Annotated in this window: 18 protein-coding genes and 1 tRNA gene; 18 read left to right on the forward strand and 1 reads right to left on the reverse strand. The window is 72.3% G+C overall.

Going from position 1 to position 16,748, the window contains the following annotated elements; translation table 11 throughout:
- The first annotated feature begins 2 nt into the window (after positions 1-2).
- Positions 3-2,327 (forward strand): pyruvate dehydrogenase, encoded by a 2,325-nt coding sequence (locus tag RB608_RS02650; protein ID WP_308086223.1) that lies wholly within the window; start codon positions 3-5, stop codon positions 2,325-2,327.
- Between the two features lie 119 nt (positions 2,328-2,446).
- On the opposite strand, the gene glgX is transcribed toward RB608_RS02650, so the two are convergent.
- Positions 2,447-4,567 carry a glycogen debranching protein GlgX gene (glgX, locus tag RB608_RS02655; protein WP_308086224.1) on the reverse strand — a complete coding sequence of 707 codons (2,121 nt, stop codon included), beginning with the start codon at positions 4,565-4,567 and terminating at the stop codon, positions 2,447-2,449.
- A gap of 141 nt (positions 4,568-4,708) precedes the next feature.
- Between glgX and RB608_RS02660 the strand changes: the two genes are divergently transcribed.
- From RB608_RS02660 to RB608_RS02740, 17 genes are all read left to right on the forward strand, one after another.
- Entirely contained in the window at positions 4,709-5,494 is a 786-nt protein-coding gene (locus RB608_RS02660) for an enoyl-CoA hydratase-related protein (RefSeq protein WP_308086225.1), read from the forward strand.
- Between the two features lie 5 nt (positions 5,495-5,499).
- Positions 5,500-5,883 (forward strand): hypothetical protein, encoded by a 384-nt coding sequence (locus RB608_RS02665; protein ID WP_308086226.1) that lies wholly within the window; start codon positions 5,500-5,502, stop codon positions 5,881-5,883.
- A 156-nt stretch (positions 5,884-6,039) separates the two neighbouring features.
- Positions 6,040-6,840 (forward strand): electron transfer flavoprotein subunit beta/FixA family protein, encoded by an 801-nt coding sequence (locus RB608_RS02670; RefSeq protein WP_308086227.1) that lies wholly within the window; start codon positions 6,040-6,042, stop codon positions 6,838-6,840.
- A 37-nt stretch (positions 6,841-6,877) separates the two neighbouring features.
- Positions 6,878-7,840, forward strand: coding sequence for an electron transfer flavoprotein subunit alpha/FixB family protein (locus tag RB608_RS02675; RefSeq protein ID WP_308086228.1), 963 nt, complete (start codon positions 6,878-6,880; stop codon positions 7,838-7,840).
- A 231-nt stretch (positions 7,841-8,071) separates the two neighbouring features.
- Positions 8,072-9,295 (forward strand): phospholipase D-like domain-containing protein, encoded by a 1,224-nt coding sequence (locus tag RB608_RS02680; protein ID WP_308086229.1) that lies wholly within the window; start codon positions 8,072-8,074, stop codon positions 9,293-9,295.
- A 19-nt stretch (positions 9,296-9,314) separates the two neighbouring features.
- A complete protein-coding gene (locus RB608_RS02685) occupies positions 9,315-10,565 on the forward strand; it encodes a glutamate-5-semialdehyde dehydrogenase (protein ID WP_308086230.1) in 1,251 nt (416 codons plus the stop codon).
- A gap of 73 nt (positions 10,566-10,638) precedes the next feature.
- Positions 10,639-11,286 (forward strand): CDP-alcohol phosphatidyltransferase family protein, encoded by a 648-nt coding sequence (locus RB608_RS02690; protein WP_308086231.1) that lies wholly within the window; start codon positions 10,639-10,641, stop codon positions 11,284-11,286.
- Positions 11,283-11,744: a hypothetical protein gene (locus RB608_RS02695; RefSeq protein WP_308086232.1), complete on the forward strand. Its 462-nt coding sequence runs from the start codon at positions 11,283-11,285 to the stop codon at positions 11,742-11,744. The genes RB608_RS02690 and RB608_RS02695 overlap by 4 nt, the downstream gene beginning before the upstream one ends.
- A 149-nt stretch (positions 11,745-11,893) precedes the next feature.
- Entirely contained in the window at positions 11,894-12,058 is a 165-nt protein-coding gene (locus tag RB608_RS02700) for a hypothetical protein (RefSeq protein WP_308086233.1), read from the forward strand.
- A gap of 25 nt (positions 12,059-12,083) precedes the next feature.
- The gene (nadD, locus tag RB608_RS02705) at positions 12,084-12,713 is read left to right on the forward strand and encodes a nicotinate-nucleotide adenylyltransferase (protein ID WP_308086234.1); all 630 of its coding nucleotides are present in this window, start codon (positions 12,084-12,086) and stop codon (positions 12,711-12,713) included.
- Positions 12,710-13,114: a ribosome silencing factor gene (rsfS, locus tag RB608_RS02710; protein WP_308086235.1), complete on the forward strand. Its 405-nt coding sequence runs from the start codon at positions 12,710-12,712 to the stop codon at positions 13,112-13,114. The genes nadD and rsfS overlap by 4 nt, the downstream gene beginning before the upstream one ends.
- Positions 13,115-13,121: 7 nt before the next feature.
- A complete protein-coding gene (locus tag RB608_RS02715) occupies positions 13,122-13,721 on the forward strand; it encodes a histidine phosphatase family protein (protein WP_308086236.1) in 600 nt (199 codons plus the stop codon).
- A gap of 83 nt (positions 13,722-13,804) precedes the next feature.
- A tRNA-Ala gene (locus RB608_RS02720) sits at positions 13,805-13,877 on the forward strand.
- A 164-nt stretch (positions 13,878-14,041) separates the two neighbouring features.
- Complete coding sequence (locus RB608_RS02725; protein WP_308086255.1) at positions 14,042-14,527, forward strand: DUF1877 family protein; 486 nt, start codon at positions 14,042-14,044, stop codon at positions 14,525-14,527.
- 24 nt (positions 14,528-14,551) lie between these two features.
- Positions 14,552-15,934: an FAD-dependent oxidoreductase gene (locus RB608_RS02730; RefSeq protein WP_308086238.1), complete on the forward strand. Its 1,383-nt coding sequence runs from the start codon at positions 14,552-14,554 to the stop codon at positions 15,932-15,934.
- 85 nt (positions 15,935-16,019) lie between these two features.
- A complete protein-coding gene (locus RB608_RS02735) occupies positions 16,020-16,550 on the forward strand; it encodes a flavin reductase family protein (protein ID WP_308086239.1) in 531 nt (176 codons plus the stop codon).
- A 69-nt stretch (positions 16,551-16,619) separates the two neighbouring features.
- Positions 16,620-16,748 (forward strand): superoxide dismutase [Ni] (locus tag RB608_RS02740; RefSeq protein WP_308086256.1); only part of this gene is annotated, 129 nt, incomplete at its 3' end.

A 16,748-nucleotide genomic window follows, 5' to 3' on the forward strand; every position in this document is an offset into this window, starting at 1 on the left:
CGATGACCGCCGCGCCCCTCGCCGACAGCGCCGCCGCCGATGCCGCCGAGCTGGACCCCCTGCGCGAGATCGCGCGCCGGGTGCTCTGGCTCTCGGCGGCGATGGTCGACACGGCCAACCACGACAGGCCGGATCCGTCCGGCCTCAAGGTCGGCGGTCACCAGGCGTCGTCCGCCTCGATGGTCGACATCATGGTCGCCCTCTGGTTCCACGAGCTGACCGCGCTCGACCGGGTCTCGGTCAAGCCGCACGCCTCACCGGTGCTGCACGCGATCAACTACCTGCTCGGGCAGCTGGACCCGTCGTACCTGCCCCGGCTGCGGGCGAAGGGCGGACTGCAGAGCTACCCGAGCCGGCTCAAGGACCCGGACCCGGTGGACTTCTCCACCGGCTCGGTCGGGATCGGCGCGACCGCACCGCTGTGGGCGGCGCTCGCGCACCGCTACCTGAGCTCGCACTCGGCCGCGACGCCGCCCGCCGGACGGTTCATCAGCCTCCTCGGTGACGCCGAGCTCGACGAGGGAGCGGTGTGGGAGGCGATCGCCGACCCCGCCGTGGGCCGGCTCGGCGAGGTGCTCTGGATCGTCGACCTCAACCGGCAGTCCCTGGACCGAGTGGTGCCGGACATCCAGGCCGAGCGGCTGCGGGGCATGTTCGCCGCCGCCGGCTGGCAGACGATGACCCTCAAGTGGGGGCGGCGGATCTCGGCGCTGTTCGAGCGGCCCGGTGGGGCCGACCTCCGGGCCCGGCTCGAGGCGATGCCCAACGAGGAGTACCAGCGACTCCTCCGGGTCCCGTCCGGGGAGCTGGCTGACCGGGTCGCCGGCCCGGACGCGTCGCCCGCCCTGCGCACCCTGGTCGCCTCGCTCGCCCCCGAGGAGCTCGCCGCCGCCGTCCGCGACCTCGGCGGCCACGACCTCGGTCTGCTCGTCGACGCCTTCGCCGAGGTCGACAGCCGATGCCCGACGGTGATCTTCGCCTACACGATCAAGGGGCGAGGGCTGCCCACCGAGGGGCACCCCGCCAACCACTCGGCCCTGCTGACGCGCGAGCAGATGCTCGCCCTCGCCCGCTCCTGCGGGGTCGACCCGGAGGGCCGGTGGGCCCGCCCGGCGCCGGAGTCGCCAGCCGGCCGGCTGGCCGCCGAGCGGGGGCGCGCGCTACGGCGTACGGCGGTCGAGATCGGGGAGCCCGCCGCCCTCCCCGTCGAGCTGGGCCGTCCGTTCCGCAAGCCGATCTCCACCCAGGCCGCACTCGGCCGGATCCTCGCCGACCTCGGCCGCGACGCGCCGGAGACCGCCGAGCGGATCGTGACGTGCAGCCCCGACGTCGCCTCCTCCACCAACCTCGGCGGCTGGATCAACAAGCGCGGCGTCTGGGCGCCGCACGACCGCCAGGACTGGTTCTCCGACGACCCGGAGCGCCTGCTCCGCTGGGCCGAGGCGGACACCGGGCAGCACATCGAGCTGGGGATCGCCGAGGTCAACCTGGTCTGCCTGGCCGCCGAGCTGGGCACCACGTGGAGCCGGTGGGGGCGGCCGCTGATCCCGATCGCCACGCTCTACGACCCGTTCGTCGCGCGGGCGCTGGAGCCGTGGTCCTACGGCATCTACGCGGGCGGGCAGTCGATCCTCGTCGGCACGCCCTCCGGCGTGACGCTCGCCCCGGAGGGCGGCGCGCACCAGTCGATCACCACGCCGTCGATCGGACTCGAGCAGCCGGGCTGCGTCGCGTGGGAGCCGGCGTTCCCGCAGGATCTGGAGTGGTGCCTGCTGCACGCCATGGGCCAGGTCGGCCGCCCGGGCGGGACGTCGTCGTACTTCCGGCTGTCGACGCGGCCGCTCGACCCGGCCGGTGCCGAGCTCCCCGACGACCCCGCACTGCTCGCGCGCCGGCGGCGACAGGTGATTGCGGGCGGCTACCGGATCGGCGCCGCGCACGCGGACGGTGACGAGGTCACCCTCGTCGGCGTCGGCGCGATCATGCCCGAGGTCATCGCCGCCGCCGCGACGCTCGAGCGGCTCGGCCGGCGCGTGGGCGTGGTCTGCCTGACGAGTCCCGACCTGGTCTTCCGCGCCTTCCAGGACGGCCCGGACAGCGGCATCCTCGGCGAGCTCCTGCCCGCGGCCCATCCGGCTCCGCTGGTCACGGTGCTCGACGGCCACCCGCACACCCTCGCCTTCCTCGCGGGCGTGCGCGGCGACCGGACTCGGAACCTCGGCGTGGTCGAGTTCGGCCAGTCCTCGAGCCTCGCGGACGCCCAGGCACTCCACGGCATCGACGCGCACGCGATCGTGGATGCCGCACTGACGCTCGTCGGGGCCTGAGGCGGCAGCGGGCTGCGGCTTCATCACGGTATGTAGGCGAAGGGCCGCTTCTGTAGCGGAGCTCCGCAGGGGAAGCGGCGGCTCGGCTACATACCGTGATGCACCAGCGCGCCCGGCGCTCAGCCCGCCGCCCGCTCCGACTCCTGCATGACGACCACGCTGCGCGCGCCGATGCGCACCGTCGCGCCGACGGCGACCTCGGTGCCGGCGGGCAGGCCGGGATCGGTCGAGAGGACGACCGAGCCCGCACGGACCCAGTCGTTCTCGGGCAGGTGCACCTCGACGTCCTCGGCGCCGGCGTGGAACCAGATCAGGAAGGACGTGTCGATCTGCTGCTCGCCGCGCGGCCCGGGCTCGCGCAGGGGCTTGCCGGACACGAACATCCCGATCGTCCGCAGCCCGGCATCGTGCCAGTCGTCGTCGGTCATCTCGCGACCGGAGGGGTGCAGCCAGGCGAGGTCCTTGGGGCCGCCGACGATGGCGGGCCGGCCCTCGAACCAGTGCCGCTGGCGCAACGCGTGGTGCTCGCGCCGTAGCTGCAGGGCAGCCCGGGTGACCTCGTAGACGTCGAGCCAGGCACCGGGTTCGCCGTCGGCGCGCCAGTCGACCCAGGAGATCTCGTTGTCCTGGCAGTAGGCGTTGTTGTTGCCGTGCTGGGTGCGTCCGCGCTCGTCGCCGGCAGTCAGCATCGGCACGCCGTTGGACAGGCACAGCGTGGCCATCAGGTTGGCGACCTGCCGGCGCCGCAGCGCCACGACGTCGGGGTCGGAGGTCTCGCCCTCGACGCCGTGATTCCACGAGCGGTTGTTGTCGGTGCCGTCGCGGTTGTCCTCCCCGTTGGCCTCGTTGTGCTTCTGGTCGTACGACACGAGGTCGCGCACCGTGAAGCCGTCGTGGGCGGTGATGAAGTTGACCGAGTTGTACGCCGAGCGGCCGTCGTCGGCGTAGAGGTCCGAGGAGCCGGCGAGCCGGGTGGCGACGGCGTGGAGACCGTCGGAGTGGCCGCGCCAGAAGTCGCGGATGGTGTCGCGGTACTGGTCGTTCCACTCGACCCACGGCGGCGGCATGCCGCCGACGAGGTAGCCGTCCATCGAGGTGTCCCACGGCTCGGCGATCAGCTTCACATGCCGCAGCACCGGGTCCTGGCCGATGGCGATGAGCAGCTTGCAGGCCATGTCGACCGAGACCGCGTCCGGCCCGGCGGTGCGGGTCAGCGCCGACATCAGGTCGAACCGGAAGCCGTCGACGTGCATCTCGGTGACCCAGTACCGCAGCGAGTCGAGGATCAGCCGCAGCGCCAGCGGGTCCTCGGCGTTGACCGTGTTGCCGCAGCCGGTGACGTCCCAGTACGTGTCGTCGTACCCGTCGGGCGTCGGCACCCGCCGGTAGAAGCCGCGGTCGTCGAGCCCCCGGAAGGAGTACGTCGGCCCGTCGGCCCCGGCCTCCGCGGTGTGGTTGTAGACGACGTCGAGGATCACCTCGATGCCGGCGGCGTGCAGGGAGCGCACCATCTGCTTGAACTCGGTGACCTGGCCGCCCCGGTCGCCCGTCGAGCAGTACGCCGCGTCGGGGGCGAAGTAGCTGATGGGGTTGTAGCCCCAGTAGTTGACCGTGCCGCGCTCGAGCAGCGCCGGCTCGGAGAAGAACTGCTGGACCGGCAGCAGCTCGACGGCGGTGACGCCGAGGTCGCGGAGGTACTCGGTCACGACCGGATGCCCGAGTCCGGCGTACGTCCCCCGGAGCTCCTCGGGGATCCGGTCGTGGAGCCGGGTGAACCCCTTGACGTGCAGCTCGTAGATCACGGTGTCGCGCCAGCGCCGCCGCATCGGGGCGTCGTCGCCCCAGTCGAAGGACGGGTCGACGACCACGCTCTGCGCCGCGCCCTCGGTGCCGGCGACCGCGCGGCCGTACGGGTCGAGCAGCAGGGTGCGGGCATCGAAACGCAGCCCCTCGTCGGGCTCCCACGGCCCGTCGACCCGGAAGCCGTAGCGGGTGCCGGGCGCGACGTCGGGCACGGCCCCGTGCCAGATGCCGAGGGACTGCTCGGTGAGCGGCAACCGCCGCTCGCCGCCGGTCCCGGCGCCGTCGTCGTCGAGGAGGCACAGCCAGACCTCGGTGGCGGCGGGGGAGTAGACGGCGAAGTTGGTCGACTCCGGGGACCAGGTCGCCCCGAGCGGCCAGTTGCGGCCCGGCCACAGGGGGGCCTGCTCGCCGAGGGTGCGCCAGAGGCCGGGGGTCACCCGGCCCATTGTGCCCAAGGCCCTCGACACGCCCACGGCGCGCCCAGGTGGCGGGTTCAGGTGACCGCGCGGTCCGGACGCGGCAGAATGCGGGACGGGGCCCAGGGCCGGAGGGCCGGATCCGATGACGAGAGGGAGCAGATGACTGCGGAGTTCGTACGCCTGGAGGTCTCCGACGGGGTCGGGACGATCCGGCTCGACCGGGCCAAGGCGATGAACGCGATCAGCATCCAGGTCCAAGACGAGCTCACGCTCGCCGCGGCCGAGGCCACCGACCGCAGCGACGTCCGCGCCGTCGTCGTCTGGGGCGGGGAGAAGGTGTTCGCCGCCGGCAACGACGTCAAGGAGATGGCCGACATGTCCTATCCGGACATGGTCGACCGCGTGGAGAAGCTGCAGCACGCCGTCAACGCGATCGCGCGGATCCCGAAGCCGGTCGTCGCCGCGGTCAACGGGTACGCCCTCGGCGGTGGCTGCGAGCTGGCGCTGGCCGCCGACATCCGCATCGCCGCCGACAACGCCGTGCTCGGCCAGCCGGAGGTCCTCCTGGGCATCATCCCGGGCGCGGGCGGCACCCAGCGGCTGCCCCGCCTGATCGGTCCGAGCAAGGCCAAGGACCTGCTCTACACCGGCCGCTTCGTGAAGGCCGAGGAGGCGCTCGCGATGGGACTGGTCGACCGTGTCGTCCCCGCCGCCGACGTGTACGCCGAGGCGGTGGCCTGGGCGTCGAGGTTCGCCACCGCGGCGCCGTACGCGCTGCGCGCGATCAAGGAGACGGTCGACCGCGGTCTGGAGACCGATCTGGAGACCGCTCTCCAGATCGAGCGGCACAGCTTCGCCGCGATCTTCGCCACCGAGGACAGCCGCACCGGCATGCAGTCCTTCATCGAGAACGGCCCGGGCAAGGCCACCTTCGAAGGGCGGTGAGGGCGGTGAGCTCGAGCGACGACCGGCCCGCTGCGCCCGACGCGGCCGCCGAGCAGCCGTCGGCGGCGCGGCCGAGCCGCTCACTGACCGTGGCGCGGGTTCGTGACAACATCGCGCGGGTCGTGTGGATCGTCTGCATGGTGCTGGCCCTGATCCTGGCCGTCGCGGCCTTCACCTACGCGCTCGAGGCCAACCAGGACAACGGGCTGGTCAAGCTGGTCCGCGACCTGGCCGACATCTTCGACCTGGGCTTCTTCGACCTCGACAACCCGGTCAAGGCGTTCGAGGGCAAGAACGCCGTGGTGAAGACCGCGCTGTTCAACTACGGCCTCGCCTCGGTCGTCTACCTCGTGATCGGGCGGGTGCTCGAGCGGATCGTGCGCCCGTGAGGGTGCCGTGATCGACGCCACGTGGACGAGGTCCCCGGCCGCGGTGACCGGACGGTAGCCTGCGAGACGCTGTCCTCAACGGACCACAGGTTGTTCCCTGCCCGGCCAACGCGGTAGGGCTCACGTTGCACAGGAAGGGGCCGGTCCGGCCACACCATGACTCTCTCCAACATTGTCGTTCTTGTGAAGTACGTCCCCGACGCCACGGGTGACCGGAAGTTCGAGGCGGACAACACCGTCGACCGCGTCGGCGTCGACGGACTCCTCTCGGAGCTCGACGAGTACGCCGTCGAGCAGGCGCTGCAGATCAAGGAGAAGCGCGCCGACGAGGAGATCACCGTCACCGCGCTGACCGTCGGCCCGGCCGAGGCCGAGGCCGCCGTGCGCAAGGCCCTGCAGATGGGGGCCGACAAGGCCGTCCATGTGCAGGACGACGCGATCGCCGGCTCCGACGCCGTCGCCACGTCCCTCGTGCTCGCCAAGGCGATCGAGAAGATCGGCGTCCCGGAGCTCGTCGTCGGTGGCCTCGCGTCGACCGACGGCGGTCTGAGCGTCGTCCCGGCGATGCTTGCCGAGCGTCTCGGCCTGCCGCAGGTCACCCTCGCCGCCGTCGTCGAGACCCAGGGCGACCAGGTCCGGATCAAGCGCGACGGCGACACCGCGACCGAGGTCGTCGGCGGCACCCTGCCGCTCGTCCTCTCGGTCACCGACCAGTCGGGCGAGGCCCGCTACCCGTCCTTCAAGGGCATCATGGCCGCGAAGAAGAAGCCGCTGGAGTCGCTCACTCTCGCCGACATCGGCGTGGACGCCTCCGAGGTCGGCCTCGACGCCGCGTGGACGAAGGTCGACAACGTGACCGCTCGCCCGCCGCGGACGGCCGGCGAGATCGTCAAGGACGAGGACGGGTCGGGCGCCACGGCGTTGGTCGAGTTCCTCGCGTCCAAGAAGTTCATCTGAGAAGCGCCGACCGAGATTTGCACAGGAGCGAATAGACATGTCTGAAGTTCTCGTTCTGGTCGACCACGTCGACGGCGCGGTCCGCAAGCCCACCTACGAGCTGCTCGCGATCGCCAAGCGCATCGGCTCTCCCTCGGCCGTCTTCATCGGCGGTGCCGACCAGGCCGCCGCGGCCGCCGACGCGGTCAAGGCCTACGGCGCCGACAAGGTCTACGTCGTCGACGACGCCGAGATCAAGGGCTACCTCGTGGCCCCCAAGGCCGAGGTGCTTCAGCAGCTCGCCGAGAAGTCCTCGCCCGCCGCGATCCTGATCCCGGCCTCGGCCGAGGGCAAGGAGATCGCCGGCCGCCTCGCGATCAAGCTCTCCTCGGGCCTGATCACCGACGCCGTCGACGTCAAGGTCGACGGTGGCGAGATCGTCACCACCCAGTCGGTCTTCGCCGGCAACTTCACCGTCGACGCCAAGGTCGTCAAGGGCACGCCGATCATCGCGGTCAAGCCCAACGCCGCCGCCCCCGAGGAGGGTGCGGGCGCGGGCGCCGTCGAGCAGTTCGCCGCCACGATCTCCGACGCCGCCAAGACCGCCCAGATCGTCGCCGCCCAGCCGCGTCAGGCCACCGGCCGCCCCGAGCTGACCGAGGCCGCGATCGTGGTCTCCGGCGGCCGTGGCACCGGCGGTGACTTCACCGCGGTCGAGGGTCTCGCCGACGCGCTCGGTGCCGCCGTCGGCGCCTCGCGTGCCGCCGTCGACTCCGGCTGGAAGCCGCACACCTTCCAGGTCGGTCAGACCGGCAAGGTGGTCTCGCCGCAGCTGTACGTCGCCAACGGCATCTCCGGCGCGATCCAGCACCGGGCCGGCATGCAGACCTCGAAGACCATCGTCGCCGTCAACAAGGACGAGGAGGCGCCGATCTTCGAGCTCGTCGACTTCGGCGTCGTGGGCGACCTGCACGCCGTCCTCCCGGCCGTGACCGCGGAGATCGAGAAGCGCAAGGGCTGAGTCGTCGGGCCGAGCGTGTCGGATACCGGGCTCGCCGCCCGGGGCCTCGCACGCTCGGCCCCACGGGCGTCGCCCGGTGCGGCTTCGCCGCCGTCCGCCACGCTGCCGGCCGTTGACCGCGGCGACGAGGTGAGCGTTGTTGCGCGGGACGTCGTACTCCGGTACGGCGCCCCGCGTTGCTTTTCCCCGAGAACTTTTGTCGATTAAATCCAGTGGCTTAGTGTTCTTCGCGTGAAGACCGTCGCCGCGCTGCTCTTGGTGCTCGCCACCCTCCTCGTCGGCCCCGCCCCGGCGGCCACCGCCGACGAGACCTGGCTGCCGACGACCGGGCCGACCTTCAACAACCCGATGGGCGGGTCCAAGGCGCGCACCAAGGTGGTCCGGCGGGTGCACGCCGCGATCCGGCACGCGCCGCCGGGATCGACGATCCGGATCGCGACGTACAACATCGACCGCAACGACACCGCGCGGCTGCTGCTCAAGGCGCACGGCCGCGGGGTGCACGTCCAGATCGTCGTCAACGACAACATCGTCGGGAGGACCATCCGCGGGCTGCAGGCGCGGCTCGGCGGCAACCGCAAGGCGGAGAGCTTCCTCCACATCTGCACGAGCGCCTGCCGCAACGGCTCGCGCAGCGGCAACCTGCACATGAAGGTGTACTCCTTCAGCCAGACCGGCGCCGCACGCTCGGTCGTGATCAGCAGCTCCAGCAACCTCGGGTACGGCGCCGCCGCGGGCCAGTGGAACGACGCCCTCACCATCAGCGGGGACGACGCCCTCTTCGCCGCGTGGACCACGGTCTTCGAGCAGCTCAAGAGGGACAGGACCGCCACGCCGCGCCACCTCGAGTACGACAGCGAGACCGTCGGCGCCGACTTCCAGCGAGTCCGGGTCGAACGCGCCGCCACCCGCGACCCGCAGCTCCGGCGACTGCGCCGGGTCGACTGCACGGCGCCGGGCGGCTTCGGCGACGGTCAGGGGCACAGTGTGGTCCGGGTCAACATGTACGCCTGGTACGCCGGCCGCGGCGAGGCACTGGCCCGAGAGCTGTCCTCGATGCGCGCCGAGGGCTGTGACATCGCCGTCGTCGGCTCCGTGGTCAGCGGGCCGGTCGTCCGGATCCTGCGGAAGGCCGGCATCCCGGTCCGGATCGCCGACTGGGACTGGGGCGAGAAGCTGTCCACCGCCGGCGACGACATCGTGTTCGGCTCCCGCTGCTACTCCCACCTCAAGTACGTCACCGTCGACGGCACCTTCCGCGGCGCCGCCACCCAGGTGGTGTGGACCGGCTCGGAGAACTGGTCGCCGCCCGGCCTGAGCAGCGACGAGGTGACCTTCGAGGTGCACGACCCCGCCGTCGTCGCGGCCTACGACGCCCAGTGGCAGAAGATGTTCGCCAGCACCCGGATCACTCACAAGCCCGGCATCCAGCCCCAGAGCCGCCCCTGCGCGTGACGCTCCTATCCTTGGTGTCATGACTGCCGAGGTCGAGGTCCGTGAGGCCGCCCAGCGCGCCCGGGTCGCCAGCCGTGCGCTGGCCCTGGCGACCCGTGCCCAGAAGGACGCCACCCTGCATGCCATGGCCGATGCCCTGGTGGCACGCGCCGACGAGATCCTCGCCGGCAACGCCGAGGACGTCGCCCGCGCCGAGGGTGACGGCACCCCGCCCAGCATCATCGACCGGCTGCGGCTGACGACCGAGCGGCTCGAGGGCATGGCCCAGGGCCTGCGCGACGTCGCCGGCCTGGCCGACCCGGTCGGCGAGGTGGTGCGCGGCAGCGTCCTGGCCAACGGCCTGGAGCTGCGTCAGGTGCGGGTCCCGTTCGGCGTCGTCGGCATGATCTACGAGGCCCGGCCCAATGTGACCGCCGACGCGGCCGGCATCTGCCTGAAGTCCGGCAACGCCGTGCTGCTGCGCGGCAGCTCGTCGGCTCGGTCGAGCAATGCGGCCATCGTCGCGGTGCTGCGGGACGCGGTCGCCGCGTCGGGTCTCGAGGCCGACGTCGTCCAGCTCGTGCCCGGCGACACGCACGACAGCGTCAAGGCGCTGATGCGCGCCCGCGGCCAGGTCGACGTGCTCATCCCGCGTGGGGGAGCGGGCCTGATCCAGTCGGTCGTCAACGAGTCCACGGTCCCCGTGATCGAGACCGGGGTCGGCAACTGCCACGTGTACGTCGACCGCGCGGCCGACCTCGACAAGGCACTCGCCATCGTCCTCAACGCCAAGACCCACCGCACCTCGGTCTGCAACGCCGCCGAGTCCCTGCTCGTCCACGCCGACGTGGCCGAGGCCTTCCTGCCCCGCGTGGTCGCCGCGCTGCAGGAGGCCGACGTGACGATCCACGGCGACGACGCGTTCGCCGGGTACGACGGCGTGCTCGCGGCCACCGACGACGACTGGGCGCGGGAGTACCTCTCGCTCGACATCGCCGCTCGCGTCGTACCCGACCTCGACGCGGCGCTGGACCACATCCGGGCCTGGTCCAGCGGTCACTCCGACGCCATCGTGACCGAGGACCAGGGAGCGTCGCGCCGGTTCGTCGCCGAGGTCGACTCCGCGGCGGTGCTCGTCAACGCCTCGACCCGGTTCACCGACGGCGGCGAGTTCGGCTTCGGTGCCGAGATCGGCATCAGCACCCAGAAGCTGCACGCCCGGGGCCCGATGGGCCTGCCGGAGATGACCTCGACCAAGTACGTCGTCATCGGCGACGGTCACGTGCGCTAGCGGCATCGCGCCGCCCCTCCCCGTTCACCTCCCGATACCCGGATCCGCGAGGGTCCCGCGATAGGTTGCGCCCATGGCAGGCTCTCCGGACCGGATCTACGCCGATCCGTCCGACGAACGGCTCTTCACCGGGGCCACGATCATCACCTTCGTCCGCACCGTGATCACGATCGCGATCGCGGTCTGGGCGGCGTACGACGAGAGCCTGACCTGGATCGTCATCGGTCTGATCACCTACTGGGTCGGCGACAGCATCGACGGGGAGTGGGCGCGCTGGCGCGACTGCGAGACCCGGATGGGTGCGGTCATCGACATGATGTGCGACCGGCTCAGCTGCGGGGTTCTCTACGTCGGCCTGATCTGGCTCCAGCCCGGCGGCTGGATCAGCGAGGAGCCGATGACCTGGATCGGGATCCCGATCGCGATCTACCTCTTCGAGTTCATGGTCATCGACATGTACCTCTCGCTGGCCTTCCTCGCCTGGCCGATCCGCAGCCCCAACTACTTCCACGTGATCGACCGCCGGATCTACCTGTGGAACTGGTCGCGTGTCGGCAAGGCCGCCAACTCGGGCGCCTTCGCCGTCATCCTGCTCGTGAGCGGCTGGGTGTGGCTCGGGATCGTGATCGCGGTCGGGCTGCTGGTCCTCAAGTGCGTCTCGCTGCGCTGGCTCCTGCAGCTCGGGATGCCGGTGCCGGCACGTGAGGTGCCGTCGGCATGATCCTGTGGCTGACGACGTTCGCCTTCAGCATCGCGTCCGCCCTGCTCCCGTTCCTGCCCATCGAGGTCTACATCCTCGGTGCCGGGGCCGCCGAAGGTGGTACGGCGGCCGCGATCTCGCTCGGCATCGCCGCCGGCGCCGGCGCGACCGTCGGCAAGGTGATCGTCTACGAGGCCGCCCGTCGCGGCTCGGAGTCGAGGTGGGCCCAGAAGAAGCTCTCCGGGCCGAAGATCAAGGCCAGCTACGACAAGTGGATGGGCCGGATGCAGGGCCGCCCCTGGTATGCCGCGGCGATCATGTTCCTGGCCGCGTCCGTGGGCGTCCCCCCGCTCCTGGCCATGGCGGCCATCGGCGGCATCCTGAAGATGCCGATGTGGGCCTTCGTGCCCACGGTCTTCGTCGGCCGCACCATCCGCTTCACCCTGCTGTTCCTCGGCGTCGACTTCGCGATCCACTGAACACGGCCGAGCATGTCGCCGATCGAGGGCGGCGCGGACCTTCCCGGCCCCCGCCGATCTCCGCTGCGTCTTCGCGCCGGGCCGCCGCGCTAACGGCCTGAAGTCCGGCCGAGGCGGGGATCCGGCCGCGGGTTGGATACGATGCCGCCATGCTCAGCCAGATCAGCCAGCCTGCCCTCGCCGTCGTCCGCGCCGCGGAGGAGCACAGCGAGGCCGCCGTGAACCCGTGGCTCGTCGGTGGCGCTGTGCTGGCCTTCCTCCTCCTCCTGCTGCTCGGCCTGGTGTGGTTCGGCGGCGGCCGCGAACACAGCTGAGCTCGGGACAGACAGTCGTGGGCCGGTGACGGGCGCGTCACGCCGTACCCGGATCGGGGTGATGGGCGGCACCTTCGACCCCATCCACCACGGCCACCTCGTCGCGGCCTCCGAGGTCCAGGGCTGGTTCGACCTCGACGAGGTCGTCTTCGTGCCCACCGGCCAGCCCTGGCAGAAGGCGGACCGGCAGGTCTCGCCCGCCGAGCACCGCTACCTCATGACCGTGGTGGCCACCGCGGCCAACCCGAGGTTCACGGTCAGCCGGGTCGACATCGACCGGGCCGGACCGACGTACACCGGGGACACCCTGCGCGACCTGCGCGCGGAGCGGCCCGACGCGGATCTCTACTTCATCACCGGTGCCGACGCGCTGACGGACATCTTCAGCTGGCGCGACGCCGACGAGCTCTTCGAGCTGGCCCACTTCGTCGGCTGCACCCGGCCGGGGGCGGAGATGGACCCGGCCACCCTCGCCCGGATCCCGCACGACCGGGTCACCATGGTCGAGATCCCCGCCCTGGCGATCTCGTCCACCGACTGCCGTGAGCGACAGCGGGCCGGCCAGCCGGTCTGGTACCTCGTCCCCGACGGCGTCGTCCAGTACATCACCAAGCACGGCCTCTACCCGGCCGCATCCGGAACGGAAACCCCATGACCGCCACCGACCACGCCGTCCGGCTCGTCCACGCTGCCGCCCTCGCGGCAGCCGACAAGCTGGCGACCGACCAGCTGGCCTTCGACGTCAGCGAGCAACTCGCCATCACCGACGCCTTCCTGCTCGCGACGGGCGCCAACGACCGACAGGTCCGCGCCATCGTCGAGGAGATCGAGGACAAGCTGCGCGAGCTCGACGCCAAGCCGATCCGCCGGGAGGGCCACCGCGACGGCCGCTGGGTGCTGCTCGACTACGGCGACGTCGTGATCCACGTCCAGCACTCCGAGGAGCGCGAGTACTACGCGCTGGAGCGGCTCTGGCGCGACTGCCCGACCATCGACCTCCCCGCCGAGGTCCGCGGGCCGGTCCTGCCCCCGGCCGGGGAGTCGGCGGGGGAGTGAGCGCCGAGTGAGCCGTCGCATCGTCCTGCTCCGCCACGGCCGGACCGCCTGGAACGCCGAGCGCCGCATCCAGGGCCAGCTCGACGTCGAGCTCGACGCCGTCGGTGTCGAGCAGGCGCAGGCCGTCGCCCCCCTCGTCGCGGCCCTCGACCCCGTCCTCGTGTGGTCCAGCGACCTCGCCCGGGCCCGGCTGACCGCCGAGACCGTCGCGAAGGAGGCCGGGCTCGAGCCGTCGTACGACGAGCGGTTGCGCGAGTTCCGCCTCGGCGACTACCAGGGCCTCACCCACGCCGAGCTCGATGCCCGCGATCCTGCCGCCTTCGCCCGCTTCCAGCGCGGCGAGTGGGACGACATCCCCGGCGCCGAGACCACACGCGAGGTGGCGGACCGCTTCGCCGCTGCGGTCACCGACCTGGCCGCTGCCCTCGGCCCCGGCGAGACCGGCGTCGCCGTCTCCCACGGCGCCGCCACCCGCTCCGGCCTGGTGGCCTTCCTGGGCTGGCCCGCCGAGCTGGCCCACGACCTGCGCGCCCTCGGCAACTGCGCCCGCGTCGTACTCGAGCAGCGCTCCACGGGCACCTGGGCGATCGCCGCGTACAACCTGTGAGGCACCCCGATTTCACCTCGGTGGGGTCCGTTGGCTAGTATTCCGGACGTTGCTTCGGCCCCCAGGGCGGAAGCGATGGCCCCGGGGGTGTGGCGCAGCTGGTAGCGCACCTGCATGGCATGCAGGGGGTCAGGGGTTCGAGTCCCCTCACCTCCACCGAAGGCATCAGCGATAGAAGGCCGGATCCGACAGGATCCGGCCTTCTGCGTTCGCGGAGGCGCCGAGGACGACGTGGTGACCTCGAGATCCCCCGACCGCGATGCCCTCCCCTTCGGCCCGCGCCCGGGCCCCAGTCGTCTCGTACCCTCGGCGTCGTGGGCATGCAGGCGGCGTACACGCTGGTCAACGAGGCGACCCTCGACCGCCTGGTGGCCTCGGCTCCGGACGAGCTCGGGGCCGCCCTGGAGGCGCTGGAGGCCGGGGGAGCGCCCACGGTCTATCTCGACAAGCTGTGGGACGGTCTGCACTTCCTGCTGACCGGGGCTTCCGCGAGCTCCCCGATCGCCGGAGACCCGCTCAGCGAGGCGGTGGTCGGCGTGCACGTCTTCGAGGCCGAGGACTACGTCGGCTGCACGGAGCACGGCGAGCTGCCGGCGGTCGTGGCGGCGCTGGAGGCGATCGACCTCCCCTCGGTCCTGACGGGTGCGGACTTCGCGTCGTTCGCCGCGGCGGACCTCTACCCGCGGATCTGGTCCGGCGACGCCGCCGCCCTGCGTGCCGAGCTGGCCGAGGCGTTCGTGGGCCTCCTCGAGGTGCACCGTGCCGCGCAGGCCGGCGGGCAGCACGTGGTGGTCAGCATCCTCTGAGACCGAGATGACTAGGCTCGCCCGGTGACCAGCGCGCGCAGGACCGGCGGGGTGTCGTACTGGTGGGCCGACCTCGGCCTGCCCGAGCCGAGGGACCCGCTCGGCGGCGACGAGGAGGTCGACGTCGTCGTGGTCGGCGCGGGCTACACCGGGCTGTGGACCGGGTACTACCTCCGCGCGCTGCGGCCCGACCTCGACATCCGGGTGGTCGAGCAGCAGTTCGCCGGGTACGGCGCGTCCGGGCGCAACGGCGGGTGGCTCTCGGCGTCGGTGACCGGCGGGCTGGACGGCTACGCGGGCACCCACCCGCGGGCCGAGGTCGTGCGCTTCCAGCTCGCCATGAACGACGCCGTCGACGAGGTGATCCGGGTCGCGGAGCGGCACGGCATCGACGCCGAGGTGCGCCGCGGCGGCACCCTGCTGGTCGCCCGCAACGCCGCGCAGGCGACCCGGGCCCGCGCCGCCGCCGAGACCGCGCAGCGGTGGCCGGAGACGGGCGCGCGGCTGCTGGACGTGGACGAGGCGGACGCCCGGATCCGGGTCGCCGGCACACGGGTGGCGCTGTGGGAGCCGCACTGCGCGCGGATCCACCCGGCGAAGCTCGCCCGGGGCCTGGCCGACACGGTGCGCGAGCGCGGCGTCCGGATCCACGAGGGGACGACGGTCCGCACGATCGTGCCCGGCCGGGTCGAGACCGATCGCGGCACCCTCCGCGCGCGTCACGTGATCCGGGCGACCGAGGGGTTCACCGCCCGGCTGGCCGGCGAGCGGCGCACCTGGGTGCCGATGAACTCCTCGATGATCGTCACCGACCCGCTGCCCGACGACGCCTGGGCGGCCATCGGCTGGCGGCACCACGACACGCTCGAGGACTTCGCCCACGTCTACTCCTACGCCCAGCGCACCGCCGACGGCCGGATCGCCATCGGCGGCCGCGGCCACCCCTACCGCTTCGCCTCGCGCACCGACCTCGACGGCGACATCCCCGACCGCACGGTCCAGCACCTGCGCGACGTCCTGTGCGCGTGGTTCCCGCAGCTGCGCGACATCAGGGTCGCCCACGCGTGGAGCGGCGTGCTCGGCGTCCCGCGCAACTGGCGCGCGACCGTCGGGTACGACGCCGCGAGCGGCCTCGGCTGGGCCGGCGGGTACGTCGGCACCGGGGTCACCGCCACGAACCTCGCCGGGCGCACTCTCGCCGACCTGGTCGCGGGGGAGCGGACCGAGCGCACCACCCTGCCCTGGGTGGACCAGCGGGCCCGGGCCTGGGAGCCCGAGCCGCTGCGCTGGCTGGGCATCCACGGCCTCTACCGGGCCTACGGGCTCGCGGACCGGCAGGAGGCACGAGGCGCGCGCCGTACGTCGTGGATCGCCCGGGTGGGGGACCGGATCAGCGGGCGGGGCTGAGACTTCGACGTGTGAGGTACGCCATGTCGGCTGGACCTCAAGCGCACTTGAGGTTCTATGCTCTCCTCGAGTGAAGGGAGAGTCGATGACGCACGCCGCCTCGCAATCAGTGGCCGATCGGTTCAAGTCCGGCTTCCGGCGCCACGCCGCGGGGGTCGCGATCGTGGTCGGGGAGACGGCGGAGGGCCCGGTCGGAGCCACGGTGTCCAGCGTCGCCTCGGTCAGCGCCAGCCCGCCGCTGCTGTCCTTCTCACTCGCCCGCGCCAGCACCGTCGGCCCGCAGCTCGTCGGCCGCGACACGCTCTCCGTGTTCCTGCTGGCCGACTCCCAGGCCGACCTCGCGCGGGCGTACGCCGACCGGCGGGCCGAGCGCTTCACCGAGGCCCAGGGCTGGACCCGGGACGAGCGCGGGCTGGTGCTGCCCGAGGCCGTCGCGACCTTCCACGGCCGCCCGGCGCACGTCCTCCCGGCGGGTGGCTCCTGGCTGGTGCTGCTCGAGGTCGACCGGGTCGAGGAGGGGTCCGCGGCGGCGCCGCTGGTCCACCACGACCGCGACTACTGGGCGCCCGCGCCGCTCCCCGAGATCCGCCGCGCGCTGCGTGCGGTCGAGGGCTGAGCCCCGTCCTTCCGTCCCGCGGCACACCGGCCGCACCGTCGTACCCAACCGAGAGGAATCGCCCCACTCATGCGCCTGTTCGCCCCGACCGTCGAGGTCTCCGCCCACTGCGACCTGCCCTGCGGCGTCTACGACCCCGCCCAGGCCCGGATCGAGGCCGAGTCCGTCAAGGCCGTCATCGCCAAGGCCCTCGACAGC

The organism is Nocardioides sp. LHD-245 (genome assembly GCF_030929495.1).
In the GTDB taxonomy this organism is placed as follows: domain Bacteria; phylum Actinomycetota; class Actinomycetes; order Propionibacteriales; family Nocardioidaceae; genus Nocardioides.

Bases quoted from the DNA above. Each gene is read 5' to 3' on its own strand.
- RB608_RS02660 (WP_308086225.1), top strand. From the start codon at position 4,709: ATGACTGCGGAGTTCGTACGCCTGGAGGTCTCCGACGGGGTCGGGACG.
- RB608_RS02690 (WP_308086231.1), top strand. From the start codon at position 10,639: ATGGCAGGCTCTCCGGACCGGATCTACGCCGATCCGTCCGACGAACGG.
- RB608_RS02725 (WP_308086255.1), top strand. From the start codon at position 14,042: ATGCAGGCGGCGTACACGCTGGTCAACGAGGCGACCCTCGACCGCCTG.
- RB608_RS02675 (WP_308086228.1), top strand. From the start codon at position 6,878: ATGTCTGAAGTTCTCGTTCTGGTCGACCACGTCGACGGCGCGGTCCGC.
- RB608_RS02685 (WP_308086230.1), top strand. From the start codon at position 9,315: ATGACTGCCGAGGTCGAGGTCCGTGAGGCCGCCCAGCGCGCCCGGGTC.
- RB608_RS02735 (WP_308086239.1), top strand. From the start codon at position 16,020: ATGACGCACGCCGCCTCGCAATCAGTGGCCGATCGGTTCAAGTCCGGC.
- RB608_RS02670 (WP_308086227.1), top strand. From the start codon at position 6,040: ATGACTCTCTCCAACATTGTCGTTCTTGTGAAGTACGTCCCCGACGCC.
- RB608_RS02695 (WP_308086232.1), top strand. From the start codon at position 11,283: ATGATCCTGTGGCTGACGACGTTCGCCTTCAGCATCGCGTCCGCCCTG.
- RB608_RS02700 (WP_308086233.1), top strand. From the start codon at position 11,894: ATGCTCAGCCAGATCAGCCAGCCTGCCCTCGCCGTCGTCCGCGCCGCG.
- RB608_RS02650 (WP_308086223.1), top strand. From the start codon at position 3: ATGACCGCCGCGCCCCTCGCCGACAGCGCCGCCGCCGATGCCGCCGAG.
- rsfS (WP_308086235.1), top strand. From the start codon at position 12,710: ATGACCGCCACCGACCACGCCGTCCGGCTCGTCCACGCTGCCGCCCTC.